This is a genomic window from Blastococcus sp. TML/C7B (assembly GCF_016612845.1).
Classification (GTDB): domain Bacteria; phylum Actinomycetota; class Actinomycetes; order Mycobacteriales; family Geodermatophilaceae; genus Blastococcus.
The window spans coordinates 1,354,462-1,378,769 of sequence record NZ_JAEOAA010000002.1 but is presented as its reverse complement, the minus strand read 5'-3'; the positions used below and the strand labels follow the sequence as shown (position 1 = coordinate 1,378,769).

The 24,308-nt window shown below is 74.3% G+C and carries 29 protein-coding genes and 2 pseudogenes; 11 read left to right on the top strand and 20 right to left on the bottom strand.

Translation table 11 applies throughout. The annotated features are described in order from the left end of the window. Window positions 1-4 precede the first annotated feature (4 nt). Both JKP76_RS19615 and JKP76_RS19610 read right to left on the bottom strand, forming a co-directional pair. A complete protein-coding gene (locus JKP76_RS19615) occupies window positions 5-451 on the bottom strand; it encodes a hypothetical protein (protein ID WP_309229500.1) in 447 nt (148 codons plus the stop codon). A 38-nt stretch (window positions 452-489) separates the two neighbouring features. Beyond that, the gene (locus JKP76_RS19610; protein WP_200492474.1) at window positions 490-2,220 is read right to left on the bottom strand and encodes a hypothetical protein; all 1,731 of its coding nucleotides are present in this window, start codon (window positions 2,218-2,220) and stop codon (window positions 490-492) included. Window positions 2,221-2,438: 218 nt separating this feature from the next. Here JKP76_RS19610 and JKP76_RS19605 point away from each other — a divergent pair, with 218 nt between their 5' ends. Continuing rightward, entirely contained in the window at window positions 2,439-3,203 is a 765-nt protein-coding gene (locus tag JKP76_RS19605) for a MerR family transcriptional regulator (RefSeq protein ID WP_200492472.1), read from the top strand. On the opposite strand, the gene JKP76_RS19600 is transcribed toward JKP76_RS19605, so the two are convergent. Then, window positions 3,181-3,426, bottom strand: a complete 246-nt coding sequence (locus tag JKP76_RS19600) for a hypothetical protein (protein WP_200492470.1) — start codon at window positions 3,424-3,426, stop codon at window positions 3,181-3,183. The genes JKP76_RS19605 and JKP76_RS19600 overlap by 23 nt on opposite strands. A 46-nt stretch (window positions 3,427-3,472) precedes the next feature. Beyond that, complete coding sequence (locus tag JKP76_RS19595) at window positions 3,473-4,408, bottom strand: siderophore-interacting protein (RefSeq protein WP_200492469.1); 936 nt, start codon at window positions 4,406-4,408, stop codon at window positions 3,473-3,475. A gap of 144 nt (window positions 4,409-4,552) precedes the next feature. On the opposite strand from JKP76_RS19595, the gene JKP76_RS19590 reads away from it, so the two are divergent. After that, entirely contained in the window at window positions 4,553-5,509 is a 957-nt protein-coding gene (locus tag JKP76_RS19590; protein ID WP_200492467.1) for an ABC transporter substrate-binding protein, read from the top strand. A gap of 66 nt (window positions 5,510-5,575) precedes the next feature. On the opposite strand, the gene bfr is transcribed toward JKP76_RS19590, so the two are convergent. Together bfr and JKP76_RS19580 are read right to left on the bottom strand one after the other, a co-directional pair. Beyond that, the gene (gene bfr, locus JKP76_RS19585; RefSeq protein WP_200492465.1) at window positions 5,576-6,058 is read right to left on the bottom strand and encodes a bacterioferritin; all 483 of its coding nucleotides are present in this window, start codon (window positions 6,056-6,058) and stop codon (window positions 5,576-5,578) included. Beyond that, window positions 6,045-6,251, bottom strand: a complete 207-nt coding sequence (locus JKP76_RS19580; RefSeq protein WP_242472376.1) for a bacterioferritin-associated ferredoxin — start codon at window positions 6,249-6,251, stop codon at window positions 6,045-6,047. The genes bfr and JKP76_RS19580 overlap by 14 nt, the downstream gene beginning before the upstream one ends. Window positions 6,252-6,391: 140 nt before the next feature. Here JKP76_RS19580 and JKP76_RS19575 point away from each other — a divergent pair, with 140 nt between their 5' ends. Continuing rightward, window positions 6,392-7,174, top strand: coding sequence for an isocitrate lyase/phosphoenolpyruvate mutase family protein (locus tag JKP76_RS19575; protein ID WP_200492460.1), 783 nt, complete (start codon window positions 6,392-6,394; stop codon window positions 7,172-7,174). Between the two features lie 16 nt (window positions 7,175-7,190). Here the strand turns inward: JKP76_RS19575 and JKP76_RS19570 are convergent, their stop codons facing one another. Beyond that, entirely contained in the window at window positions 7,191-7,925 is a 735-nt protein-coding gene (locus tag JKP76_RS19570; RefSeq protein ID WP_200492459.1) for a histidinol-phosphatase, read from the bottom strand. A gap of 229 nt (window positions 7,926-8,154) precedes the next feature. On the opposite strand from JKP76_RS19570, the gene JKP76_RS22830 reads away from it, so the two are divergent. Beyond that, window positions 8,155-8,862 carry a response regulator transcription factor gene (locus JKP76_RS22830; RefSeq protein ID WP_200492458.1) on the top strand — a complete coding sequence of 236 codons (708 nt, stop codon included), beginning with the start codon at window positions 8,155-8,157 and terminating at the stop codon, window positions 8,860-8,862. A 120-nt stretch (window positions 8,863-8,982) separates the two neighbouring features. On the opposite strand, the gene JKP76_RS19560 is transcribed toward JKP76_RS22830, so the two are convergent. The 11 genes and pseudogenes from JKP76_RS19560 to JKP76_RS19515 all read right to left on the bottom strand — a co-directional run bounded on the left by JKP76_RS19560 (window position 8,983) and on the right by JKP76_RS19515 (window position 17,071). Next, complete coding sequence (locus tag JKP76_RS19560; RefSeq protein ID WP_255522804.1) at window positions 8,983-9,207, bottom strand: Hpt domain-containing protein; 225 nt, start codon at window positions 9,205-9,207, stop codon at window positions 8,983-8,985. 178 nt (window positions 9,208-9,385) lie between these two features. After that, window positions 9,386-9,658, bottom strand: a pseudogene (locus JKP76_RS24270) (response regulator); the annotation flags it as partial. After that, window positions 9,652-10,086 (bottom strand): hypothetical protein, encoded by a 435-nt coding sequence (locus JKP76_RS21910; protein WP_200492796.1) that lies wholly within the window; start codon window positions 10,084-10,086, stop codon window positions 9,652-9,654. The pseudogene JKP76_RS24270 and the gene JKP76_RS21910, both read right to left, overlap by 7 nt. Further along, a complete protein-coding gene (locus JKP76_RS19550; RefSeq protein ID WP_200492454.1) occupies window positions 10,083-10,712 on the bottom strand; it encodes a signal peptidase I in 630 nt (209 codons plus the stop codon). The genes JKP76_RS21910 and JKP76_RS19550 overlap by 4 nt, the downstream gene beginning before the upstream one ends. Window positions 10,713-10,739: 27 nt before the next feature. Beyond that, window positions 10,740-11,342, bottom strand: a complete 603-nt coding sequence (locus JKP76_RS19545; RefSeq protein WP_200492453.1) for a TasA family protein — start codon at window positions 11,340-11,342, stop codon at window positions 10,740-10,742. A 149-nt stretch (window positions 11,343-11,491) separates the two neighbouring features. Further along, a complete protein-coding gene (locus JKP76_RS19540; protein ID WP_200492452.1) occupies window positions 11,492-12,946 on the bottom strand; it encodes a cell wall metabolism sensor histidine kinase WalK in 1,455 nt (484 codons plus the stop codon). A 146-nt stretch (window positions 12,947-13,092) separates the two neighbouring features. Beyond that, a complete protein-coding gene (locus tag JKP76_RS19535; RefSeq protein WP_200492450.1) occupies window positions 13,093-13,761 on the bottom strand; it encodes a DUF3618 domain-containing protein in 669 nt (222 codons plus the stop codon). Window positions 13,762-13,799: 38 nt separating this feature from the next. Beyond that, entirely contained in the window at window positions 13,800-14,327 is a 528-nt protein-coding gene (locus JKP76_RS19530; protein ID WP_200492449.1) for a phage holin family protein, read from the bottom strand. Between the two features lie 3 nt (window positions 14,328-14,330). After that, a complete protein-coding gene (locus tag JKP76_RS19525; protein ID WP_200492448.1) occupies window positions 14,331-15,125 on the bottom strand; it encodes a hypothetical protein in 795 nt (264 codons plus the stop codon). 251 nt (window positions 15,126-15,376) lie between these two features. Continuing rightward, a complete protein-coding gene (locus JKP76_RS19520) occupies window positions 15,377-16,156 on the bottom strand; it encodes an enoyl-CoA hydratase/isomerase family protein (protein WP_200492446.1) in 780 nt (259 codons plus the stop codon). A gap of 3 nt (window positions 16,157-16,159) precedes the next feature. After that, window positions 16,160-17,071 (bottom strand): neutral zinc metallopeptidase, encoded by a 912-nt coding sequence (locus JKP76_RS19515; RefSeq protein WP_200492445.1) that lies wholly within the window; start codon window positions 17,069-17,071, stop codon window positions 16,160-16,162. Between the two features lie 207 nt (window positions 17,072-17,278). Between JKP76_RS19515 and JKP76_RS19510 the strand changes: the two genes are divergently transcribed. From JKP76_RS19510 to JKP76_RS19500, 4 genes and pseudogenes are all read left to right on the top strand, one after another. Then, window positions 17,279-17,683 (top strand): hypothetical protein, encoded by a 405-nt coding sequence (locus tag JKP76_RS19510; protein WP_200492443.1) that lies wholly within the window; start codon window positions 17,279-17,281, stop codon window positions 17,681-17,683. Window positions 17,684-17,693: 10 nt separating this feature from the next. Then, a pseudogene (locus JKP76_RS19505) lies at window positions 17,694-18,662 on the top strand (glutathionylspermidine synthase family protein); the annotation flags it as partial. A gap of 100 nt (window positions 18,663-18,762) precedes the next feature. Next, entirely contained in the window at window positions 18,763-18,948 is a 186-nt protein-coding gene (locus tag JKP76_RS22825; protein WP_255522803.1) for a glutathionylspermidine synthase family protein, read from the top strand. Between the two features lie 9 nt (window positions 18,949-18,957). Further along, complete coding sequence (locus tag JKP76_RS19500) at window positions 18,958-19,407, top strand: nitroreductase family deazaflavin-dependent oxidoreductase (RefSeq protein ID WP_200492441.1); 450 nt, start codon at window positions 18,958-18,960, stop codon at window positions 19,405-19,407. A 27-nt stretch (window positions 19,408-19,434) separates the two neighbouring features. Here JKP76_RS19500 and JKP76_RS19495 read toward each other — a convergent pair whose 3' ends face one another. Beyond that, window positions 19,435-20,499 carry a winged helix DNA-binding domain-containing protein gene (locus JKP76_RS19495; protein WP_200492440.1) on the bottom strand — a complete coding sequence of 355 codons (1,065 nt, stop codon included), beginning with the start codon at window positions 20,497-20,499 and terminating at the stop codon, window positions 19,435-19,437. Window positions 20,500-20,689: 190 nt separating this feature from the next. Between JKP76_RS19495 and JKP76_RS19490 the strand changes: the two genes are divergently transcribed. The 3 genes from JKP76_RS19490 (at window position 20,690) to JKP76_RS19480 (ending at window position 23,138) form a co-directional block, all read left to right on the top strand. Next, entirely contained in the window at window positions 20,690-21,130 is a 441-nt protein-coding gene (locus tag JKP76_RS19490; protein WP_200492439.1) for a DUF1801 domain-containing protein, read from the top strand. Window positions 21,131-21,216: 86 nt separating this feature from the next. After that, on the top strand, window positions 21,217-21,465 hold the full coding sequence (locus JKP76_RS19485) for a three-helix bundle dimerization domain-containing protein (RefSeq protein WP_200492437.1): 249 nt from the start codon (window positions 21,217-21,219) through the stop codon (window positions 21,463-21,465). A 41-nt stretch (window positions 21,466-21,506) separates the two neighbouring features. Then, window positions 21,507-23,138: an ATP-binding cassette domain-containing protein gene (locus JKP76_RS19480; protein ID WP_309233063.1), complete on the top strand. Its 1,632-nt coding sequence runs from the start codon at window positions 21,507-21,509 to the stop codon at window positions 23,136-23,138. A 102-nt stretch (window positions 23,139-23,240) separates the two neighbouring features. Here JKP76_RS19480 and JKP76_RS19475 read toward each other — a convergent pair whose 3' ends face one another. After that, on the bottom strand, window positions 23,241-24,068 hold the full coding sequence (locus tag JKP76_RS19475) for a DUF4190 domain-containing protein (RefSeq protein ID WP_200492435.1): 828 nt from the start codon (window positions 24,066-24,068) through the stop codon (window positions 23,241-23,243). Window positions 24,069-24,308 lie beyond the last annotated feature (240 nt).

Below are 24,308 nucleotides of genomic sequence, written 5' to 3'. Positions count from 1 at the left end.
CGGGTCAGGAGACCTGCAGGGTCAGCAGGACGGTGCCCGCGTCGTGCAGCTCGACCTCGAAGACGCCGGGGATGGTCGCGTCGAAGGTGAGCTGGGCCGGCGTCCCGGGCTGCAGGTCGGCGGTCAGGTCGTAGCCGTGCACGTGCGCCTCGTCGGCGACGTCGCTGGTGATGACGAGGGTGACCTGCTCGCCGACGGGCACCGGCACCCGGCCGGTGTCGCCGCTGAGCTGCCCGCCGGCGACCGTGACCTCCAGGCGCTGACCGGGCTCCTGCGCCGGCTCCGCCGTCGGCTCCGGGTCCCCGGCCGCCGTCGCGCTCGACGACGTCGGGCTGGTCGTCGTGTCGGACGCCGTCCCCTCGTCGGTGCCTGCGCAGCCGGTGAGCGGGAGGGCGAGGGCGAGGGCGGACGCCGCGAGGGCGCGGGGCAGCCGGGCAGGACGGATCGTCACGAGCGGGGGTCTCCGATGCGCGGGGGAGGGGCGGGCGGTCAGACGGCCGGGGTGGACGCGCGCGGCGCGTCGGCCGGCTCGTCCGCGGGGGCGTCCGGGAAGGGCTCGCGGGCCCCCGCCCGGCGGGAGTAGCGCGCCACGCCCCAGGCCATCGCGGCGATGATCGCCAGGGTGCAGACGAGCACGACCAGGTTGGCGACCAGCCAGACGCCGCCACCGCCGTCCTTCAGCTCGCGCTGCAGGATGTCGATCTCCGGGACCGCCGCGCGGGTCATGCCGTCCTCGGCCGCGATCTCGCCCTCGCCGATGGCCTCGTCGGCCGGCAGGTAGATGGGGAAGGCGGTCAGGACGCGGCCGTCGTGCACCCGCAGCAGGGTCTTCCAGGTGCCGTGCAGCGGGATCGGCTCGGTGGTCCGGTACTCGCCCTCGCCGGTGCGCTCCAGGGCGTTGACGACGAGGCCGTCGCCCTGCCACGCGGTGATCTGCACCCACGCCGGGTCGTCGACGAAGTCGGCGGGGTCCAGCCGGACGGTGATGTCGGCGGTGCGCGGGTCGGACTGCACGTCGGTGATGCCGAAGGTGGCCTCGACGTCGTCGGGGACGGTCGCGACCAGACCGTTGGCCACGCACGCGGCCAGCGCGACGAGGCCGGCCAGCACGATCGAGCGCGCCACGGCCGGGCGGGGGAGCTGGCGGCGCAGGCCCAGCGCGAGCAGTGCGCCCAGCAGACCGCCGGCGACGCCGCCGACGACCGCCATGAGGGTGCCCTCGACCAGGATGTCGCCGTTCCACGACAGCGTCTGCACCACGTGCGTCCAGCCGGCCTCGGTCGCGTGGCCGATGGTGCCGATGCCGACCCCGGCGACCGCGCCGAACAGGACCGGCCGGCGGGCGGGGGAGAGGCCGAGGGCGAGCAGCTCGACGACGACCGCCGAGCCCAGGTACAGCGGGAAGGTCGGCGTGATCTCGTCGAAGCCACCGCCCACGACCAGCGCGATCCCGCTGCGGATGACGAGGAAGAACGCGGCGGCGGCCAGCGCCCCGCCGCGGCCCATGAACAGCCGCGCGGTGACCAGGGCGATGCCCGCGGCACCGGCGATCATGAACGGCTCGAGCACCAGCCGGAACTGCGGGACGTCGAAGTCGTACTCGCCCTGGAACACCGACATGCCCAGCAGCAGCCCGCCGGTGGCCGCGGCCTGGCGGATGAAGCGGGCGGTGCGCCCGGCCTTCACGTCGCCGTCGTCGGTCGAGAGCGTGCCGTGCCCCTCCTGCTCCAGGACGAGCAGACCCACGATGGACAGGCCGGCGCCGCCGATGAGCATCAGGTGCGTCGGGCCCCAGAGCGTGACGTCCTGGCCGAAGAGGCGGTGCCAGACGTCGTCGAGGGGGAAGCCCAGCAGGGCGTAGAAGCCGGCGACGGTGATGAGGATGCCGCCGACCGGGACGTCCCAGCCGCGGACGAACCGGACCGCGGCCGGGCCGGGCTTCTCGTCCAAAGGCATGGCACAGGCCAGGACGCCGCCGGCGAAGACGCCGAACAGGCCGAAGAGGATGAGGAAGTGCGCGGGGTTGGCCAGCGGTCCCTCGTCGCGGCCCACGCCGATGTGCAGGGCGATGTCCCAGAGCATGCCCAGCAGCGCCACGAGCAGCGAGATCGTGGTGAGGATGGTCGGGAGTGCCACCCAGGCCGGCACCCCGGTGGCCGCGCCCAGCTTGTTCCCGACCGTGGTCAGGACCGTCGAGCGGCGGGTGCGGTGCAGCCACACCAGAGGCCCAGGAGGACGGCGGTCAGCGCCGCCCCGATGCCGGTGGCGAGGGCGACCTCGCCGAGCGCGGCACCTCCGGCGGGACGTGTCTCAGCGGCGAGCAGCACGCAAACCCCCTCAATCGGTGTAGCGCTCATGAGACATCCACACCGTGACATCGGCAACTGATACATAGAACGAGCGGTTTACCGTGGGGTTGCGCAGGTGAGGAGGTGGGCGTGGTCACCCAGGTCGGGAGTTCGCCGGACGGCGACGACGGCGAGCTGACCGTCGACCAGCTCGCCGCGCGCGCCGGCGTCACCGTGCGCAACCTGCGTGCCTACGCCGCCCGGGGCCTGCTGCCGCCGCCGCGCATGGTCGGCCGCACCGGGTACTACGGCCGCGAGCACGTCGCCCGGCTGCTGCTCGTGCGCGAGATGCTGGCCGAGGGCTACACGCTGGCGATGATCGAGCGGACGCTGAGCTCGGCACCGCCGAGCGGCAGCTCGGCCACGCTGGCCCTGCACCGGGCGCTGCTCGCGCCGTGGCTGCCGCCGGAGCCGGAGGTCACCACCGGCGCCGACCTGGCCGCACGGGCCGGCGTGCCGCCGAGCCCGGCCGTCGTCGACAGCCTGGTCGGGCTCGGCCTGGTCGAGCGGATCGACGACGAGCGGCTCCGGGTGCTCGATCCCGCGCTGCTCACCGCCGGCATCCAGGTGCTCGCCCTGGGCGTGCCGATCGAGGCGCTCATCGACGCGCAGGCGCGGGTGACCGAGCACGTGCGGGAGATCGCCCGCACCTACGTGGGCATGTTCGTCGAGACCCGGTGGCAGGCCTGGGTGGAGGCCGGGGCCCCGCGGGACCAGGTCGAGGAGATCCGCGCGACCGTCGCCCGGCTCCAGCCGGTGGCGGCACAGGCGCTGCTGGCGGCGTTCCGCACCGAGATGGCCGGCACCGTCCAGGAGGCGGTGGAGACCGCGCTCAGCCGGCTGGCGGAGGAGTAGGCCGCCCGGCGCTCCGGCGGTCGCCGTCCGCCGGGTCGCCCAGCGACTCGTGCCTGCGGGCCTCCTCGGCGGCGTCCGCCTCGGCCTCCTGGGCCGCGAGCCGGCGGTCGCGCACGACGGCACCGACCACGAGGGCCACGAGGATCGCCGCGGGGACGAAGAAGCCGAGCGTGCCGATGACCGCCAGGCCGTCGGTCGCCAGCACATCCAGGGCAGCGCTCACCCGTCCATGTGACACCGGTTGCTGTCAGGGTGTCAAACGGAGGCGGTCAGTCGCTGGTGCGGCCCTCGCGCCAGTAGCCCATGAAGGCGACCGAGCGGCGGTCGACGCCGACGGTCTGCACCAGGTGACGGCGCAGCGCCTTCACCACGCCCGCCTCGCCGGCCAGCCACGCGTAGACCCCGGACGAGCCGGCGGGGGCCGTCAGCTCGGTCGGCACCTCCCAGAGGATGCCGCTGTCGACGTCGACGTCCTCGAGCGCCACGGCGGGGGAGGGGGCGAGGTCGTCGGCGAGGTCGGCCACCGCGTCCGCGACCGCCGCGGTGAGCAGCGCCCCACGGGGTGCGGGGGCGCCGGCACCGGTGGCGCGGGGCAGCCAGGTGACCTCGACGCCGTCGGGGGCGGCGACGTTCAGGGCGTCCCCGGCCTCGGGCACCTCGAGCAGGACGCGGGCGCGCTGCCCGGCGGGCAGGGACTCCACGATCGCGCAGATCGCCGGCACCGCGGTCTCGTCACCCGCCACGAGCAGGCAGGACGCATCGACCGGCGGGTGCCACTCGAAGCCGCCGGTCGGGCCGGGGAAGCGGGCGTTGGGGCCGATGAGCACGACCTCGTCGCCGGGGGCCGCGGACTCGGCCCAGGCCGACGCGGGGCCGGTCGCGCCGTGCAGCACGAAGTCGACGTCGATCTCGCGCAGCTCGGGGCGCAGGGCGCGGATCGTGTAGGTGCGCAGCGGCATCCGCCGGTCCTCCGGCTGCGCGCGCCAGGCGCCGTACCAGTCGGGGTCGGCCGGGCAGTCGTCGATGCCGCGGCCGGGCAGCGGCAGCATGACCTTGATCCGCTGGTCGTAGCCGTTGGTGCTGAACTCGTCGAGGTCGGCGCCGGTGAAGGTCACGCGCAGGAAGGTCGGGCTCAGCCGCACGAGGCGGGCCACCTGCACGGCGAAGGGCCGGTACACCGGGATCTGCACTGTCTCGACGGTCATGCGGTCCTCTCCCGGTGCGGGCAGGTGGGGCGGTGCGGAGATTAGGCTAGCCTCACCTGGCTTCGCTCCGGAGTCTTGCACACGCGGGCGGAGCGATCCAGAGGCACGCGCGATCGATGTGCGTGCGCATCCACGAGGAGAACCATGAGACGCCCCGCCCTGTCCGCGACCGGAGCCGTCCTGGCCGTCGCCCTGCTGCTCACCGGCTGCGGGAGCGACGACGAGCCGGACGCCGGCACCGCCACCGGCACGACCGAGGACGACGCCTTCCCGCGGACCGTCGAGCACGCGATGGGCAGCACCGAGATCCCCGAGCGGCCCGAGCGCGTCGTCGTCCTCGACACCGGCGAGCTGGACTCGGCGCTCTCGCTCGGCGTCACGCCGGTCGGCGCCGTCACCACCGCGGTCTCCGACGGCTTCCTGAGCTACCTGGCCGACGACGCCGAGGGCGTCGAGGTGGTCGGCACCATCGCCGAGCCCGACCTCGAGGCGATCGCCGCAGCCGAGCCGGACCTCATCCTGTCCAACAAGGTGCGCCACGAGGCGCTCTACGACCAGCTCTCGCAGATCGCCCCGACCGTCTTCGCCGAGGAGGTCGGTGTCGTCTGGAAGGAGAACTTCGAGCTCGCCGCCGAGGCGCTCGGGCTCGAGGACGAGGCCGCCGACGTGCTCGACGAGTACCGCGCCGAGGCCGCGGCGCTGGGCGACGCGGTCGGCGAACCGGCGCCGACCATCGGCGCCGTGCGCTTCGTCGGCGGGGGCGCGATCCGCGTCTACACGCCCGAGTCGTTCCTCGGGTCGGTGCTGGCGGACGCGGGTCTCGGACTGCTGGCGCTGCCGACCGAGCGCACGCCCACCTTCGCCGAGGTCAGCCCCGAGCTGATCACCTCGGTGGACGCCGACGTCGTCCTGCACTCCTCCTACGGCGCCCCGGACGAGTCCGGCGAGGCCGACGTGGTCGCCGGGCCGCTGTGGCCGCTGCTGCCCGCCGTCGCCGCGGACCGGGCCCACGCCGTCGACGACGACGTGTTCTTCACCGGCATCGGGCTGACCGCCGCGCGGCTCCAGCTGGAGCGGCTCACCGAGCTGCTCGCCGGCTGAACCACCTCGAACGGCACGAGGGCCGCTCCCCGGATCGGGGAGCGGCCCTCTGCGCGTGCGGTGCCGCTAGGGCGTCTCGGTGGAGATCTGCGCGGCCAGGTACTGGGCCGCGCCGACCCGCTCGATGGCGCCGAGCTGGGCCTCGAACCAGTCGGCGTGCTTCTCCTCGTCGCGCACCATCTCCTCGAAGACGGCGGCGGTGCCGTGGTCGCCGAGCTCGTGGCACTCCTTGGCCGAGGCGTTGAACTGGGCCACGGCGGCCTTCTCGCTGTCGAGGGCCAGGACGAGCATCTCCTCGGCGGTCTCGCCGACCCGGATCGACCCGAGGCGCTGCAGGTTCGGGTGGCCGTCGAACAGCAGGACGCGCTGGATGAGGTCGTCGGCGTCGCGCATCTCGTCGATGGACAGGTCGTAGAAGACCTTGCCCAGCTTCGGGAGGCCCCAGGCGTCCAGCATGCGGGCGTTGAGGAAGTACGTGTTGGTGACGGTGAGCTCGAAGGTCAACGCATCGTTGAGCAGTTCGACCACTCGGGGACTAACGGGTTGCACCTGCGGCTCCCAGCTGTCGCTCGGTCATGACCGGGCAATGCTGGCACACGAGTTCGCGCATGGTGTCCACGCAGCCGCCGCACGTGCGGCCGGCCCCGGTGTCCCGGGCGACGTCGGCGATGCAGCGGGCGCCGTTGGCGATGGACTCGATGATGTCGCGGTCGCTCACCACGTTGCAGTGGCACACGTACATGCGCGGGTTCGGCCTATCCGGGAGGCGGCGGGGATCGTTGCCGCGACCGGGGTCGGGCACTGTGGCGCAGGTTAGCCTTACCTGACCGGCCTGCGCCAGTGCCGCTGGTCAGGGCGGCGCGCGCTGGCTAGGTTCGGCCCGTGCCCGACCTCGCCGCCCGCGCCCGCGCCCTGCTGGAGCTGCACACCGCCCCCGAGGTGCTCGTCCTCGCCAACGTGTGGGACGTCGTCTCGGCGCGGGTGGTCGCCGGAACCGACGGCATCCGCGCGCTGGCCACCGCCAGCCACTCGATCGCGGCCACCTTCGGCTACGAGGACGGCGAGCGGATCCCGCTGGACCTGCACCTGGACATGGTCGCCCGCATCGCCGCGGCCGTGGACCTGCCGGTCTCCATGGACATGGAGGCCGGCTACGGCGACGCCGGTGAGACCGCCCGTCGGGCCATCGCCGCGGGCGTGGTCGGCGGCAACCTCGAGGACGCGATGCGGCCGCTGGACGAGGCCGTGGCCGCGGTCGAGGCGGTGCTGGCCGCCGGCCGCGACGCGGGGATCGGGTTCGTCCTCAACGCCCGCACCGACGCCGTCCTGCGGGCGGCCGCCGGGGCCGACCGCAGGGAGGTGCTCACCGAGGCGGTGCGCCGCGGGCGGGCCTACCTCGCGGCCGGGGCGCCGTGCGTGTTCGTCCCCGGCGTCGTCGCCCACGAGGAGATCGCCGTGCTGGCCGAGGCGTTCGGGCCCGGCCGGCTGAGCGTCATCGCCGTCCCCGGCCGGTCGCCGTCGGTGCGCGAGCTGCAGGAGCTCGGCGTCGCCCGCGTCTCCGCCGGGCCGAACACCCAGCGGGTGGCGCTCACCGCGCTGCAGGACGCGACCGCCGCGCTGGTGGCCGGTGGCGAGCTGCCACCGACGACGCGGACGCTCACCTAGCGAGGCGCCGCGACGGTCACCGGACGCCGAGCAGGTGCCGGGCCGCGGCGGCGTGGGCGACCCAGGAGTAGCGACCCACGGTCGCGGCCTCGGTGCTGCTGGTGCCGCCGACCAGGGTCACGCCGGCGGCGGCGAGGTGCAGCACCACGCGGGGGCCGGGGCAGCGCCACTTCTCGTTGACCTCGACCGTCGTCCCGGTGCGGAGGGCCGCGGCGGCGATCGCGGCGAGGTGGTCGTCGGTCAACGCGCTCTCGTGCAGCCCGATCCGCGGCAGCAGCGAGAACAGGTGCGCTAGCTGGGGGCGGTCCACCGTCGACATCGCCCGGACGGTGGCGGTCACGAGGACGTCGAGCACGTCCTGCGGGTGCAGCCCCCGCTCGATCTCGGCCACGGTCCGGGCCGGGCTCCACGGGCCGTCGGGCCCGGGGAACCGGTGGGCGGCGATGAGCACGCGGTCCACCCCACCGGCGCCGGCGACGAGGTCGGCGGGGACGTCGAGCCGGCCGGAGGCGTCGAGGATCGTGGCCTCCACGCCGGTGAGCACCTCCAGGCCGGGGATCCGCGGCAGGGCGGCGACCCGGGCCAGGAAGTCCGGCACCTGCGTGCTCGAGGTGTGGACGGGGTCGACCAGGCGGATGCTCTCGAGCCCGGCCCGGCGGGCGGCGGCCACGGAGGCCCAGGTGCTGCCCGCGGCGCCGCCGGACCCCGTGCAGTGCACGTGGTGGTCGGTGCGGACCAGTTCGACGGTCATCGTGCCTCTCCGGGTGCGCCGTGTGCTGCGACCACGACGGCCGCGCCCTCCACCTCGCAACGGCCGGGCCGGGGGTGGAGCTGAGGAGGCGGTGGTCGCCCCCCACCCCTCCGGGGGAGTGGACGTCGGGAAGCGGGGCCGGGCTCAAGCAACCCGGCGCGCCCGCCGATCACAGGGGCGGGAAGCGGACCGCCGGGTCCGCGAGATCGTCATCGGAGGGAGGTCGGTCGTGACCGGGTCATCCGTGCTCGTCGTCGAGGACACCGAGGAGATCCGCGAGCTGGTCCGCACCGTCCTGGAGCGCGCCGGGCTGCGGGTGCGCGCAGTCGGCAGCGGGGCCGAGTGCCTGGCCGAGGTGCGCCGCGAGGCGCCCGACCTCATCGTGCTCGACCTCGGGCTGCCCGACACCGACGGGACCGAGGTGTGCCGGCAGATCCGCGCCGAGACCGCCTGCTACGTCCTCATGCTCACCGCCCGCGCCGAGGAGGTCGACCTGCTCATCGGGCTGGCCGTCGGCGCCGACGGGTACATGGCCAAGCCGTTCTCCCCGCGCGAGCTGACCGCCCGCGTCCAGGCGATGCTGCGCTTCCCGCGCACCGCGCCCGCGCCCGAGGTGGCGGCCCCGGCCGAGGAGTCGGTCCGACGGCTCGCCGAGCTCGAGCTGGACGAGGAGACCCGCGAGGTGCGCGTCGACGGCGCCGTCGTCGACCTGACCCGCACCGAGTTCGATCTGCTGGCCGCGCTGGCCTCCCGGCCGGGCCGGGTGCTGCAGCGCGAGACGCTGCTCCGCGAGGTCTGGCAGACCGACTGGGAGGGCAACCTGCGCCTGGTCGAGGCGCACATGTCCAACCTGCGCCGCAAGCTCGTCGCCGCCGGCCTCAACTCACCGGAGATCCGCACCGTCCGCGGCGTCGGCTACCGCCTCGTCGCCGCCTGACCCAGACCCCCTAGGGGCAGAAATGGCCATGTCTGCCCCTGAGCACGCCGAAGGGCCCGCAGACGTTTCCCCCTCGTCTGCGGGCCCTCCGTCTCGTGCGCGTCCGAGCGGGGTCAGGGCTCAGGCGCCGATCAGTGCGTGCAGGTGCTGCACGCGGTCGTGGGCCAGGATGCCGCGGCGGGCGTCGGCGGCGATGGCCTGGCAGATCGAGGCGACCTCCGGGTGGCCGAGCTGGCCGCTCGTGCCGGCCAGCGTGTAGGCGGCCGCGGCCACGGCGGGCCCGTCGCCCTGTCGGGTGGAGGTCTCGATGGCGGCCAGGCGGCCGGGCAGCGCGGTCACGTACAGCTCCTGGAGTCGGTGCCATCAGGTCGTCCTCGATGTCGGCGTCGTGCAGGTCGCCGACCTCGTGGATGGCGTAGCGGGTGCCCTGCGCAGCCGGCCCCGTGGTCCGGCTGCGCAGGAAGTCGAGCAGGATGCCGGCGTCGACCGGCTTGCCGAGGCAGGCCAGGGCGCCGACGGCGGCGGCCGCGGACCGGACCTGCTCCGAGGGCTCCCAGGCGGTGACCAGGAAGTGGGCCTCCGAGCCGTCGCGGCGCAGCCGGCGGAGCAGCTCCAGCCCGTCCTCGCCGGCGACGGCGGCGTCGGTGACGACGAGGTCGGGGACGTCGGTCGCGGCGAGCGCGAGGGCGGCCGGGACGTCGGCGGCCTCGCGGACCTGCCACCCGCCGAGGCGGAGGAGGCCGGAGACGCGGCGGCGGGCGAGGGCGTCGGCGTCGACGACGAGGGCGGTCAGCACGTCGTCACCGTCGTCGTCGTCGTGGCGGCCTTGGTCCAGCCGTACTGGGTCTGCGTGGTGACGGTGATCGAGACCGGGACGCTCGTGCCGGGGTAGACGTAACCCGTCGGGTAGACGTAGTAGGTCTGGGTCGCCGGGACCTGCGCGGTGATCTGCTGGCCGCCGACGTTGGCGGAGATCGCGTAGCTCGTCACCTTGTTCGCGGCGACGGCAGCGGTGGGGCTGGCGTTCCACCGCAGGGTGGCCTGCGTGGTGGGGCAGTTGCGCTCGACCCGGATGCCCGAGACGGGCTCGACGACGAGGGTGCTCACGCGGGCCTGCTGCGCCGTGGTGCTTGCGGAGAAGGTGGCGGAGGCCGGGATGCTGCTGCCGATGACCACGGTGGCGATCAGGCCGAGCAGGACGGCGGTGCGGCGGAGCGCGGTCACGGCTGGTCCTCCTCGTCGCGGGTGTCGGTGGTGGGGCGCCAGATGCCCAGCAGCAGCCAGCCGGCCAGCAGGGCGGGGGCGCCGTAGATCAGCGCCTGGGTGAGCACGGGGGCGCGGAGCGCGGTGATCAGGTGGCCGAGCTCCGGGACGACGGCGCGCACCCGGTAGGCGGTGTCGCCCTCGAGCGTCGCGGTCCAGGGGTCGACGGCCTCGTTCGCGTCGCCCTTGGTGCGGACGGTGGTGCGGCCGGCGGCGTCGCGCTGCACCTCGACGACCCGGTGGGTCACGAGCGAGTGGTCACCGATCGGCTGGTGGTAGGTGATGACCATGCCCTCGGTGACGTCCCCGACGGCGATCGGCGTGACGACGGTGACGTCGCCCGGGTCGATCATCGGCGACATGCTGCCGGTGAGCATCGTCATCGTGCGGTAGCCGAGGACGTGCGGTCCGACGGCCAGGAGAGCGAAGACCGCGACGGCCAGCCCCACGACTCCGCGGACCAGCCACGGGGCGAGCAGGCCCAGCGTGCGGGCCGGACCGGCGGACCGGTTCCGAGCGGAGCGGGTGTCCTCGGCCGGGAGCAGCAGGGCTGCTCCCGGGCTCCGGACGGGGAGGACGGCGGTCATCGTGGTGTCTCCGGTGTCTCAGCCGGGTCAGCGGGCGCCGGCGGCGCGCTGCTGGGCGGTGAAGACGAGGCTCAGGTCGGCGGACTTGCCCTGGAAGCCGTTGCCCGCGGCAGCCGGCAGCGTGTAGGTGATCGCGATGTTGTCCGACTGGCCCGACACCAGTGAGGCGGGCGAGGTCAGGGTCTTGCTGACCGCGGCGGGCCCGGTGAGCAGCGTCTTCTCGACGCCGGAGCAGGTGACGGCGTTGCCGTTCTGGGCGTAGGCCGTGGAGCAGGACTTCACGGACAGCTGCAGGCCGTTGGTGATGTCGGTCGTGAGGACGCTCTGCGGGCTGTTGGTGGGCGTCGAGTCGAGGGTGATCGACGAGAAGTCCGTGGTGCCGGCGTTCTTCAGCGTGAAGGCGCGGGTGACCGAGTCGCCGGGCACGAGGCCGGCGGCCGTGAAGGGCATGACCACGGGCTGGGTGAGGTCGATGTCGACCGTGCCGGAGCTGATCGTCGTCCCGACGGCGGAGGTGCTGTCGGTGAAGGTGCCGAAGGTGCCCATGCCGGCGACGGCGGCCGCGGCCCCGAGGACGCCGAGCGAGCCGATGACCTTGCGGGCGGTGGAGCTGGTGGCGGTGGCGCGCATCGTGTTCTCCCTGAGTCCGTGCCCCCGGCGCTTCCGGCGACAGGGAGAACTCTGGAGGTGCTTCCGCAGGCCACCCGCCCGCTTACCGCAAGGAATCCGCAAGAAAGCGGACCTGCACGTCCGCGGAAGAGCGCTCGGTGCGCGAGGGGTCAGGCGCCGCGGGGCAGCGTGAGGGTGAAGGTGGTGCCCCGGCCCTCGGCGCTCTCCAGGTCCAGCGTGCCGCCGTGGGCGGTGGTGATGGCCTTGGTGATCGACAGCCCCAGACCCACGCCGGGGACGGCGTTGCGCTGGGCGGTCGAGGCGCGGAAGAACCGGGTGAACAGCTTGCCCTGCTCGTCGTCGGGGATGCCGATGCCGGTGTCGCGCACCGACAGCCGGGCGACCGGGGCCGCACCGGGGCGCTCGTCGGCCGTCACCGTGCCGTCGGCGGCCCGCCAGCCGGTGCCGACGGTGAGGGTGACCGACCCGCCGGACGGGGTGAACTTGACGGCGTTGGAGACCAGGTTGTCGCAGGCCTGCCCGAGCCGCATCGGGTCGCCGCTAATGACCAGGGCCCCGTCCGGTGCCTCGACCCGCAGCTCGACGCCGCCGGCGGTCGCGGCGACGCGGGCGGTCTCCTCGGCGGCGCGGACGACGGCCACGAGGTCCACGGGCTCGGGCTGCAGGGTGAGCTGGCCGGCGTCGACGCGGGCGGTGAACAGCAGGTCGCCCACCAGGCGCAGCAGCCGGTCGGCGTTGCGCTCCACGGTCCCCAGGTACCGGCGCTGCTCGTCGGTGAGGCTCTGCTCGTCGTCCAGGACGAGCTCCAGGTATCCCAGGATCGAGGTGAGCGGGGTGCGCAGCTCGTGCGAGACGAGGCTGACGAACTGGTCCTTCATCCGCTCGGTGGCGCGCACCTCGGTCATGTCGGTGCCGACGAAGTTCCAGCCGGCGTGCACGCCGCGGTCGTCGGTGCGCGGCGTGATCGCCACCGCGACGGTCCGCTGCCGGCCGTCGGCGGCGACGTAGGTCCAGTCGCGGACGTCGCTGCCGTTCTCCTGGGCGGCGCGCACCAGGGCGTGCAGCCCGACGGCGGTGCCCTGCGCGTCGGCGGCCTCCTCGAGCTCCTCGGCGAGGTGGAACTCCAGGATCGAGCGCCGGCGGACGACGTCGGCGCGGGGGAGGCCGAGCAGCTTCTCGGCGCCCGGGTTCCACACGCGGATCGTGCCGTCGGGGTCGGTGCCGATGATCGACTGCTCGGTGACGGCGTCGATGACGCTGGTCATGGTCCGGGCGCGCGCGGCCATGATGCGGGAGGCGCGGTCCAGCTCGTCGGCGCGGCTGCGCACCTGGTCGAGCAGCACGGCCCGCTCGCGTTCCAGCCGGGCGATCAGCGCCGCCTGGCGTCGGGAGTGCCGCGTGCCGGCGAGCAGCGCACCCGCCGGGGCGAGGAACGCGACCAGCGCTGCCGGGGTCAGGGGCAGTGCGCCGAGCGCGAGCAGGGCGACCGGCACGAGGACGGCGAGCGCCGTCACCAGACGGCCGGGCGCCGCGGTCCGCCGCACTCCCGCGAGCCGTCGCCGGCGCGACGGCGCGGGCGAGCGGTCGAGCGCGGCAGCGGTCATGTCCTGGACGTCGACATCCCGCGCCGGTGCCAGCAGGTGCCCCGGTCAGCGCCTCACCCGGGTGGGTGACGCGGACAGCACTGCGCCCCGCCGGGAGGACCCGGCGGGGCGCGGTGTCGTGCGAGCGGGTCAGGGACCCGCGTGGATCAGGACCCGGAGGTCTTGCTCTGCACCGTCGCCTTGGACTGCTGGGCCTGGCCCTGCACGTCCGCGGCGGCGGACTGGCCCTCGTCCTTGACGGTGGCGGCGGCGTCCTGGGCGGTCGCCTTCACCGACTCCACGGCGTCCTGGGCGGCGGGCTTGAGCTGCTCGCCGATCTCCTGCGCGGCCTCCTTGGCCGGGGCCAGCAGCGTGTCCTTGTTCTCGCGGACGGCCGTCTCGGCCTGCTGGGCCAGCTGCTGCTCCTTCTGCGTGGCGGGCAGCAGGCTGGAGACCAGCCAGCCGACGCCGAAGGCGATCAGCCCGGCGGCCAGCGGGTTGCCCTGGGTCTGGCGGATCGCCATGTCCGGGGCGCCCTGGATGGCGCCGGCCGCGGACGAGGCCGCGTCCTGCACCGTGCCGGCCGCGTTGCTCGCCGCGCCCTGCACGGAGCCGGCGGCGTTGGACGCCATGCCGTGCGCGGAGTGGGTGGTGTCGTGCGCGGTACCCATCACCTTGTCCTTGAGGCCGGTCATGCGTCCCTTCGCGGCGGTCACCCGCCGGTCGACGACGCGGGCGGGGTTGACCTTCTCGTTGAGGGCGTCGACGTCGTAGCTGAGCTCGCGCCGGGTGTCCTCGATCTGCCGGCGGATGACGTCCGGGTCACTGCTGGTCATGTCTGCGACTCCTTCGGGAGTGGGGGAGTTCGGCGTGGTCAGTTCGGCTTGAGCGCGCCGGGCACCTTCGACAGCGTGTCGACGGTGCGCTCGGGCTTCGGGTTCACCTGCTGGAACTTCTTGCGGCCCAGCACGAAGGCGATGGCGCCGACGATGCCCCAGAGGGCCGCCACGATGAGCGCCGACCAGCCGGTGGGGATGGCGCTGGCCAGCGCCCACATGAGGGCGAGGGAGAGGAACAGCGCCACCATGTAGCCGGCGAACCCGGCGGCGCCGAACATCCCGGCGCCCTGCCCGGCCTTCTTCGCCTCGGCCTTCATCTCGACCTTGGCCAGCTCGAGCTCCTGGCGCATGAGGGTGGAGAGGTCCTTGGTGACCTCTCCGATCAGCGCACCCACCGAGTTGCCCTCGACGTCAGGGCGGCCCTGGTCGGTGAGCGGGGTCCCCATGGCGCCGCTGTGCTCCGAGGAGTAGTCGGCCGCGTAGTTCTGGGTGGCCGGCTCCACCACGGGAGGCGCGTAGCCGGGGCCGCCGGTCGGCTGACCCGGGGTGTACGGGGTGCTCATGCGTCAGCCCACCCCGCCCGGGCGACGCGCCGGGTCGTCCCAGCCGGCCGGCGCGGCCGGCGGCACGACGCTGCCCTCGGGCGGCACGGTGCCGTACGGGGGCGGCGGGAGCGGGGCCGAGCCCGGCGTCGTGAACGCGGTGCCGGTGCCCGTGTAGGCGCTGGCCGGGTCGGCGTAGGTGGTGTCGGCGTACGTCGCGTCGGAGTACGTCGGCGTGGGGTCGACGTAGTTCGTCGGCGTGCGGCCCGAGGTGTTCGAGTCGCTGTGCGCGGCGCGCACCCCGCTGGTCAGCCGGCCGGCGACGATCCCGGCAGCGGCGGCACCGAGCAGGAACATGCCCGGGCGGCGGCGGGCGTAGCTGCGGACCTCGTCCAGCAGCTGGGCCGGCTCCCGGTTCTGCAGCTTGTCGGCGAATCCCTCGAGGTAGCCGGAGGCCTGCTGGAGCAGGTCGCGGGCCGGTCCGGGGGCGCCCTGGCTGGTGCCGTCGGCGAGGCTGCGCAGCTCGGTCGCCAGCGAGGTCAGGCCCTGGGCCGCCTTCTGCTGCTGGGCGACGGTCTGGTCCTTGAGCTGCGACTGGCCCTGGCGGAGCAGGTCCTGCGCCTGGCGCCGGGTCTCGTGCGCCACCTCCTTGGCCTGGTCGGCGGCGGTCGACGCGACCTGGCTGCCGGCCTGCGCCGCCGTCTGGCCGACGTTGCGGGCCTCGTCCTTGGCGACGTCGGTCGTGCTCGACGAGCTCGGACCCGTGCTTCCCGCGGTGGTGGTGGGCGGGGGGAGCGGGGCGTCGATGCTGTGAGTCATCGGTCCTCCTCGGCAGTGATCGTGGACAGTTCGTGGTCGGAACTGGCGCTACCCGCGACCGGTTCGGCCACACCTGCTGTCTGGAAGCGGGAGTGTCTGTAACCGGTTGTCCACCCGGCGCGTCCATGCGTCACGGGGGGCGGAGAGGGGCCGGAGCACGCGGGAACCGCCGTGCCGGGGCTCCTCCGGGAGGGTGCGCCGCGAGGGTTGAGGTACCCCCGCTCACCCTGCTCCGAAACGGGATCGCCTGGTCACCCCGTCCAGCCGAAGCGGGGCGGGCGCCGCTCGGCGAAGGCGGTGACCCCCTCCGGGAGCTCGCCGCTGGCGATGGTCCGGCGGTACCAGGGGGCGACGACGTCCTCCCCGTCGCCGCCGGCCGAGAGCGCGGCCACGACCTCCTTGGCGGCCCGCTGGGTCAGGGCCGAGCGCGAGGCCAGCACGTCCGCGAAGCGGCGCACCTCGTCGGCCAGGCCCTCGGCGTCCACGACCCGGTCGACCAGGCCGGTGCGCAGCGCGGTGGCGGCGTCGACCAGCTCCCCGCTGAACAGCAGGTACTTGGCGGTCGCCGGCCCGACCAGCTCCACCAGCGCCCGGGTCGACGACGGCGGGTAGACGATGCCGACCTTGGCCGGCGTGACGCCGAAGACGCTCCCGGGGTCGGCGAACCGCAGGTCGCACGCGGCGGCGATCTCCACCCCGCCGCCGATGCAGTGCCCGCGGATCATCGCGATCGTCGGGCGCGGGAACTCGCGCAGCGCCGCCTGGGCCGCGAGGTTGTGCGCCCGCAGGTCGGCCATCGGGTCGAGCGGGTCCTCTCCGCCCAGCAGCCCGGCGAGGTCGGCGCCCGCGCAGAAGCTCGGCCCCGCCCCGGTGACCACCAGGACCCGCACCGCGGGGTCCGCGGCCGGCCCGGCCAGCACCTCCGGCAGCGCGGCCCACATCTCCGCGGTCATCGCGTTGCGCTTGTCGGGCCGGTCGATGGTCAGGGTGGCGACGTGCCCGTCGCGGGTCACGTGCAGCGGCTCGGTCACGCCTCAGCCCAGGTCGTCGGTGGCGAAGGTGTCGCAGGCGCCCGGGTCACCGGTCTCGTAGCCCGCGCGGAACCAGCGCTGCCGCTGCTCGGAGCTGCCGTGGGTGAAGGCCTCCTGGTCCACCCGGCCGTTGCCGAGGTTCTCCTGGATGTAGTCGTCGCCGATGCGCGCGGCGGCGTCCAGGGCGCGGTTGATGTCGTCGTCGGTGATCTCGGCGATCAGCGGCTCGCCGGAGTCGTCCGGCACGGTCTCGGCGTGCCGCGCCCACGCCCCGGCGAAGCAGTCGGCCTGCAGCTCGAGCCGGACCGATCCGCTGGTCGGGCCGCTCTCCCCGGGGGTGACCCGGGCGTTCGTGCCGAGCAGGTTCTGCACGTGGTGGCCGTACTCGTGGGCCAGCACGTAGGCGTCGACGAACAGCCCGCCCTGCGCGCCGAACTGCTCGCGCAGCTGGTCGAAGAAGGTGAGGTCGATGTAGACCAGCTGGTCGGCCGGGCAGTAGAACGGCCCCGACCCGCTCGTCGCGCCCCCGCAGGAGGTCTGCACCGAGCCGGTGAAGAAGACGGTCTCGGTCGGGGCGTACCGGTCGCCCAGCACCCCGGTCCAGTAGTCCTGGATCGACTCGACATCGGCGACGACGGCGCACTCGACCGACTCGTTGGCGTCCGCGCCGGTGCGGCAGTTCTGCTCCAGCGCCGAGTTGTCCACCGACTGGTCCTGGCCCAGCCCGGACAGCGTGCCCAGCGCCGCGGACGTCCCGCCGTCCCCGCCGCCGAGCACCTGGATCAGCACGACGACGACCAGCCCGACCAGCCCCAGCCCGCCGCCGCCCACGGCCAGGCCCCGACCGCCCCCGCCGCGGCCGCGGGTGTCGCGGACGCCCGACGCGTCCAGGCTGCCGCTCTCGCGGTACCTCATCCTCGGCCGACCTCCGCGCGCTGCCGCCCCTGCGGGGGCGTGGGTGGGGACGGGCCGGTGGGCCCGCCGGCCACACCGTGCCACCGCCCCGGGGCGGCCCGCGACCCGGGAGCGACCGCCGGCCGGGGCCCGGTGGCGGTACGCGGCCGCGCGGGGGTGGGGGAGAACCGCCTAGGGTCGGGGGAGAACCCGAGGAGGAACCAGGTCATGGCGGTCTCCAACCGCGTCCGCGCCGCCTTCACCACGACGGTGCTGGCCACCGCGGCGACCGGCTTCATGGCCGGCTGCGCTGCCGGCGGTGAGGACGACGAGCAGGTCGCCTACTGCACCGACGCCGACGGCAAGATCGTCGACGAGGACCTCTGCGACGACGACGGTGGCGGCGGCTTCGGTGGTGGCGGGTTGTTCTTCCTCTACCTCGGCGGCTTCCGGCCCGGGCTGCCCGTCGGCACGGCGCTGCCCTCGGGCGGCACCCGCATCAACCCCGGCGACACCGTCGCCCGGCAGCGCGCCGGCCTCCCCGCCACCGGCAAGGTCAGCGCGGGCCAGCGGGTGAGCGGCGGCATCGGCGGCGGCATCGGCGGCAAGGCCGGCACCGGCGCGGGGAGCTGAGCCGCGTCCCGTGCGGAGGATCGAGAGCGGGATCGTCCGTCCCGGCTGGGAGGCCGAGGTCGAGGCGCAGGGACTGGTCTACAACCGCACGCACCTGCCCGGTGGGCAGGTGCGCAGCTACTGGCGCGAGGGGCCGTTCTACGACTTCTCCATGGCCGAGATCCGGGAGCTCGAGGGCGCGGTCTCCCAGCTGTTCCAGATGTGCGTCGCCGCCGGTGACCACCTCGTGGACAACGACCTGTTCGACCGGCTGCACATCCCGCCGATGGCCCGCCCGCAGATCCGCCGCACCTGGGCGGAGGAGCCGCCGAGCATCTACGGCCGCTTCGACCTGCGCTACGACGGCGAGGGCCCGCCCAAGCTCCTCGAGTTCAACGCCGACACCCCGACCGGCCTGGTCGAGTCCGCCGTCACCCAGTGGAACTGGCACCTGTTCACCGGGCAGGGCCGGGACCAGTGGAACGCGCTGCACGACACCCTCGTCGCGGCGTGGCAGCGCAACCTGACGAAGTGGGAGCGGCGCACCGGCGTCCGCCCGCGCGTGCACCTGGCGTGGACCAGCGAGGAGACCTCCGGCGAGGACCGGATGACCGTCGCCTACCTCATGGACACCGTCGTCCAGGCCGGGTACGAGGCGATCGAGCTGGTCGTCGAGGACATCGTCCTCGACTCCGGCGACGGCCGGTTCTACGACCCGCAGGGCCGCCACCTCGACGTCGTCTTCAAGCTCTACCCCTGGGAGTGGCTGATCGAGGACGAGTTCGGCGCCGCCGTCCTCGCCGACGGCGCCCGGCCCGGCGGGACCACCTGGGTGGAGCCGGCCTACAAGATGCTGTGGAGCACCAAGGCGCTGCTGCCGGTGCTGTGGCAGCTGTACGGCACTGACCCGGTGCTCGGCCAGTACCTGCTGCCGGCCTACTTCGCCGACGAGATGCCCTCGAGCTGGCGCACCTATGTCCGCAAGCCGCTCTGGGGGCGGGAGGGCGCGAACGTGGCGATCGTGCGCGACGGCGCCGTGACCGCCTCGCTGCCCGGGCGCGTACGGCACCGAGGGGTTCGTCGTCCAGGAGTTCGCGCCGCTGCCGGACTTCGCCGGGGTCGACGGCCCGCACCACCCGGTGCTCGGGGCCTGGGTCGTGGACGGCGAGCCGGCCGGGATGGGCATCCGCGAGAGCGACGGGCTGATCACCGACAACCTGAGCTTCTTCGTGCCGCACACCATCGATTTCGCGGCTGCGCAGGACGGACGGCGCCGGCCGTCCTAGGTTCGGGGCATGCCGCTGGAAGGTGAGTACGAACCGAGTCCGCAGAAGTGGGTCCGCGACCAGGTGGAGCTCTACGAGCGCACCGGCGGGCGCGAGGGGAACACGCTGCTCGACCGGGGGCTCCCGGTCGTCATCTTCAGCACCCGCGGCGCGAAGAGCGGCAAGGTGCGCAAGCAGCCGCTCATGCGCGTCGAGCACGACGGGGCCTACCTGATGGTCGGCTCCCAGGGCGGTGCCCCGACCGACCCGGCGTGGGTGGCCAACCTGCGGGCGGCGCCGGACCAGGTCACCGTCCAGGACGGCCCCGAGCCGTGGGACGGCGTCGCGCGTGAGCTCGAGGGGGCCGAGCGCGACGAGTGGTGGGAGCGGGCGGTGGCCGCGTTCCCCGACTACGCCGACTACCAGCGCAAGACCGACCGCCGGATCCCGATCTTCCTGGTCGAGCGCCGCCCCGCCTGACCCGTCCGCCGGCCGCCGCCCGCCCCCTCACGGGAGGGCGGCGGCCAGCTCCGGGACGCCGGCCACCAGCTCGTCGTCCGCCGGCCGGAAGGCGGTGCCGACGGCGGCCCGCTTCGCGCCGCGCCCCTCGAACCGCCAGGTCCCCACGATCCGGCCGCCGACGACGACGGTGGACAGGAACATCCCGTTGCCGCCCGGGACGACGCGGGTCGCGAACTCCGCGTCCAGCACGGCGCTGCGGTCGCGGTAGCCGAGCACGAACTCGTCGAAGCCGGGCAGCAGGAGCGTGCCGAGCGCCTCCTCGCGGTGAGCGGCCAGCAGCTCCGGCGTCGCGGGGTCGAGGAAGTACTCGGTGCCGTCGACGGTGGTGGCCTCCAGGTCCGCCCGGGCCGCGGCCAGGCCGGCGCGGGCGTCGCGCACCGTCAGCCCGGACCAGCGGGCCAGGTCGTGCACGGTGGCCGGGCCGTGGCCGGCGAAGAACCGGCCGGCCAGCTCGGCCAGCGCCTCCTCCCGCTCGAGCCGGCGGGGCTCGGGCACCCACTCGTCGAGCAGCACGAACTGCTGCTCGCCGTCGACCGTCGGGCCGAGCACGCCGTGCCCGCACTGCGCCGCGTACCAGAGCAGGTGGTAGCCCCGCTGCCCGGTGACGGCGACGCCGGCGGCGTCGATGGCGGCCAGCAGCTCGGCCCGCGACAGCCGCATCCCGCCGGAGAGCGCGGCGACGACCGCCTCGCACGCCCGCGCCGCGTCGTCGTCACCGAGCCCGAGGCCGGCCCGGCGCTTGGCCGCACCGGCGAGGGCCCGGCCGCCCATGAGCTCCAGCATCCAGTGCAGGTCCTCGGCGGCGGTCAGGTGCAGCGTGCCGCGCATCGGCCAGGAGCGGACGATCTCGCCGCGGTCCAGCGCCGCCACGACCGCGGCCCGCGACCGCTCGGCCGTCCGCAGCGCCACCGAGGTGAGGGCGCCGGGTTGGTCCTGCCCCTGGGCGGCGAGCAGCCGGCGCACCGCCCCGACGGGGCCCTCGGCGCGGGGGCCGGCCAGCCGCTGGGCGACCAACCGCAGCAGCCCGATCTCGGAGGGCGTCGTCGTCACCCGCCCACCGTGGCACCGGGGTCCGACGATTCCCAGGCGGGCGCGCACGCCGGTAGCGTGCCGGGGGTGACTGGGATGCGGGGTTCGCGGGCGGAACGGCGCAGGCGGATCGTGGCCGCCGTCCTCGTGTTCGCGATGATCATGGCGGCCGCGGCGACGGCGCTCTCCATCGCTCTGGGCTGAGGCCGTCGTGACGTCGGCGATCGAGGAGTGGTTCGCCGCGGCGGGCCCCCGCGAGGCCGAGCTGCGGCGGGTCGACGCGCTCGTTCGTGAGGCCGCCCCGGCGCTGGACCGGCAGCTGGTCCCGGCCGGCTCGGGGCAGATGCTCGGGTACGGGCTGATGCCTTACCGGCCGCGCTCGGCGAAGGTCGCGACGACCTGGCCGCTGATCGCCCTGGCGGCGCAGAAGCGGCACCTCTCCCTCTACGTCTGCGCCGTCGTCGACGGGGGATACCTCGCCGAGACGCGGGCCGCACGGCTGGGGAAGGTCTCCTGCGGGAAGAGCTGCATCCGGTTCAGCTCGCTGGACCGCGTCGACGCCGACGAGCTGGGTGCGCTGCTGCGCGACGCCGTCGCCAGCACGTCGTCCGGGCGCAACGGGTACTTCACCAGCGCGTCGCCCCCGGCGTGACCTAGGTCCCTGGCGCGGGGGTGGGCGCCCCGGCACGGTGGAGGAGCCGGAGTGATCCGGCACTCCCTAGTCCGCGGAGGACGTCGATGACCCTGACCGTCCCGTCGAGCCACCCCGACCCGTCGTCCGAGCTGCCCTGCACCGAGATCGGTGACCCCGCCGTCGAGCAGGCCGTCGACCGGCTGCGCGGTGAGTTCGCCGGCCGGGTGCGTCCGCAGCTGGTCGTGCGCGTGGTCCGGGAGAGCCGGCGCGACCTCGGCGGATCGCCGGTCGGGGCCATGCCCGAGCTGGTCGAGCGGCTGGCCCGCTACCGCCTGGACACGCACATCGGCTGACCGCCCGGCAACCGGCTTGCCCCCGCCGGGAGGATGTCCGCGTGGGCATCGGAGCGGGATCGGTCGACGTGAGCGGGGTGCGGCACACCCTGTCCGACGGGCGGGTGCTGCTGGACGACGTCTCCTTCCGCATCGGCGAGGGGGCGCGGGCTGCCCTGGTCGGCGAGAACGGCGCGGGCAAGACGACGCTGCTGCGGATCATCGCCGGCGACCTGGTCCCCGAGGCCGGGGCGATCGCGCGGACCGGCGGGCTGGGCGTCATGCGCCAGTTCATCGGCTCGGTGCGCGACGACACCACGGTGCAGCAGATGCTCGTCGACCTCTCGCCGCCCGCCGTCCGCACCGCCTGGGACGCCGTGCAGGCCACCGAGCTCGCGCTCATGGAGACCGATGACGAGCGCTCCCAGATGGCCTACGCCGAGGCGCTGGGCCAGTGGGGCGACGTCGGCGGGTACGACGCCGAGGTCACCTGGGACACCGTGACCGTCGCGGCGCTCGGCGTCCCCTACGACCGGTGCAAGTACCGCGAGCTGTCCACCCTCTCCGGCGGTGAGCAGAAGCGGCTCGCGCTGGAGGCGCTGCTGCGCGGGCCCGACCAGGTGCTGCTGCTCGACGAGCCGGACAACTACCTCGACGTCCCGGGGAAGCGGTGGCTGGAGGAGCGGCTGCTGGAGACCCGCAAGACGGTGCTGTTCGTCAGCCACGACCGCGAGCTGCTGGCCCGGGTGGCCGACCGCGTCGTCACCGTCGAGGGCGGAGCGGCGTGGGTGCACGGCGGTGGCTTCGTCAGCTACCACGAGGCGCGGGCCGCGCGGCACGAGCGGCTGGCCGAGCTGCGTCGGCGCTGGGACGAGGAGCACCAGCGGCTCGTCGACCTGGTGCGCACCATGCAGCAGCAGGCGGCGAACTCGCCGGACATGGCCAACCGGTACCACGCGATGCAGACCCGGCTGGCGAAGTTCGAGGCGGCCGGCCCGCCGCCCGAGCGGCCGCCGGAGCAGAAGGTGTCGATGCGGCTGCGCGGCGGGCGGACCGGGGTGCGCGCGGTGACCGCCGAGCAGCTGGAGCTCTCCGGGCTGATGCAGCCCTTCGACCTGGAGATCTTCTACGGCGACCGCGTCGGCGTGCTCGGTGCCAACGGGGCGGGCAAGTCGCACTTCCTGCGGCTGCTGGCCGGGCAGTCCGTCGCGCACACCGGCGACTGGCGGCTCGGCGCCCGCGTCGTCCCCGGGTTCTTCGCGCAGACCCACGCCCACCCCGACTGGCAGGACCGCACGCCGGTCGACCTGCTGTGGCACGGCGAGCCGGGGCGGCCGGGGGTCGACCGCGGCCGCGCCATGGCGGCGCTGCGCCGGTACGGGCTCGCGGGCGCAGGGGACCAGCCGTTCCGCACCATGTCCGGCGGGCAGCAGGCGCGCTTCCAGATCCTGCTGCTGGAGCTCTCCGGCGCCACGCTGCTGCTGCTCGACGAGCCGACGGACAACCTCGACGTGCTGTCGGCCGAGGCGCTGGAGGAGGCGCTGGCCGCGTTCGACGGCACCGTGCTCGCGGTGACCCACGACCGCTGGTTCGCCCGGTCCTTCGACCGCTTCGTCGTCTTCGGCGCCGACGGCCGGGTCTACGAGTCGGCCGAGCCGGTGTTCGACGAGACCCGCGTCGCCCGCGCCCGCTGACCACGTCCGGCAGGCGATGGGTCGGGGCCCGAGCTGATCACCGTCTGCGAGCACTGGTAGGGGTGCGGCGCGCGAGGAGGGTGATCAACTCGGGTCCGGAGGTCACTCGATGGCGAAGAAGACCCGCTCGTCGGAGTCCCAGCTGAACGTCGGCTCGATCGAGAGCTGACCGCCGACCAGCCCCGCGGGGGCGACGTCCATGCAGAACTCGAAGGTGTCCGATCCACCCGGGTTGAGTGTCGGGGCGTCCATCGAGTCGTCCGGAGTCACGGCGGAGCACTCCGAGTCGCTGTACTGGCGGGAGTCGGAGCCGTGGAAGATCGCGGTCAGGTCGAAACCGGGCTGTCCTTCGTCCGCGCCCGTGTACGTGACGGTCAGCTGCGCGAGGACGTACTGACCCTCCGGCGCGTCGTTGAACTGGTTCGCACCAGCCACGATGTCGTTGGCGTCCAGCTGCACGGAGTCCACGACGACCTCGTAGTCCCCGATCTGGGCCGGGGTGCCGAGCGGCACCACCTCGTCGACGGCCTCGTCCTCCTGCTGCGACGTCTCCTCGGCGGGCGATTCGCCGATGGACGAGGTGCTGGTCTGCCGGTCGAGGTCTTCGGCGACGTCGTCGAGGACCTCCGAGTAGAACGCCTGCGTGGCGAGCACGATCGCGAATGCCAAGACCGATGTGACGAGCCCGGCCACCGCGAACCCGAAGCCGTGGTGAGTGCCCTTGCGTGCCCGCAGGAGCGCCGGGATTCCGAGGCCCAGCCCGACGAGCGCGAGCACCGCTGCGAGGTTGTTGATGATCGGGATCCAGCTGAAGATCAGAGCGATGATGCCCAGAACCATGGACGCGATCGCCAGACCTGCGCCCTTCTTTGTCGGGGCGTACGGCGGCGGCGCGTAGGACTGGTACGGCGCCTGCGGGGGCTGGGACAACGGAACTCCTCGTCACGGGTGGCGATACGAGGCGGGACCGTATGTCGGATCGGTCAAGGTCTCTTCTTCCCGACACGCGACGAACGGACACGTCATGGCATCTCGGCACCCCAACCGTCACGAGGGCCCGTACCGCCCCGCGTGACTCGCGCGCTCCCGGCCCCGCCGTGCGCTGGTGCACCTCCGTGATCGACGTGGTCCGGGCGTGAGCCCGGGTGAGGCGCTTGACCAGGACGGGGA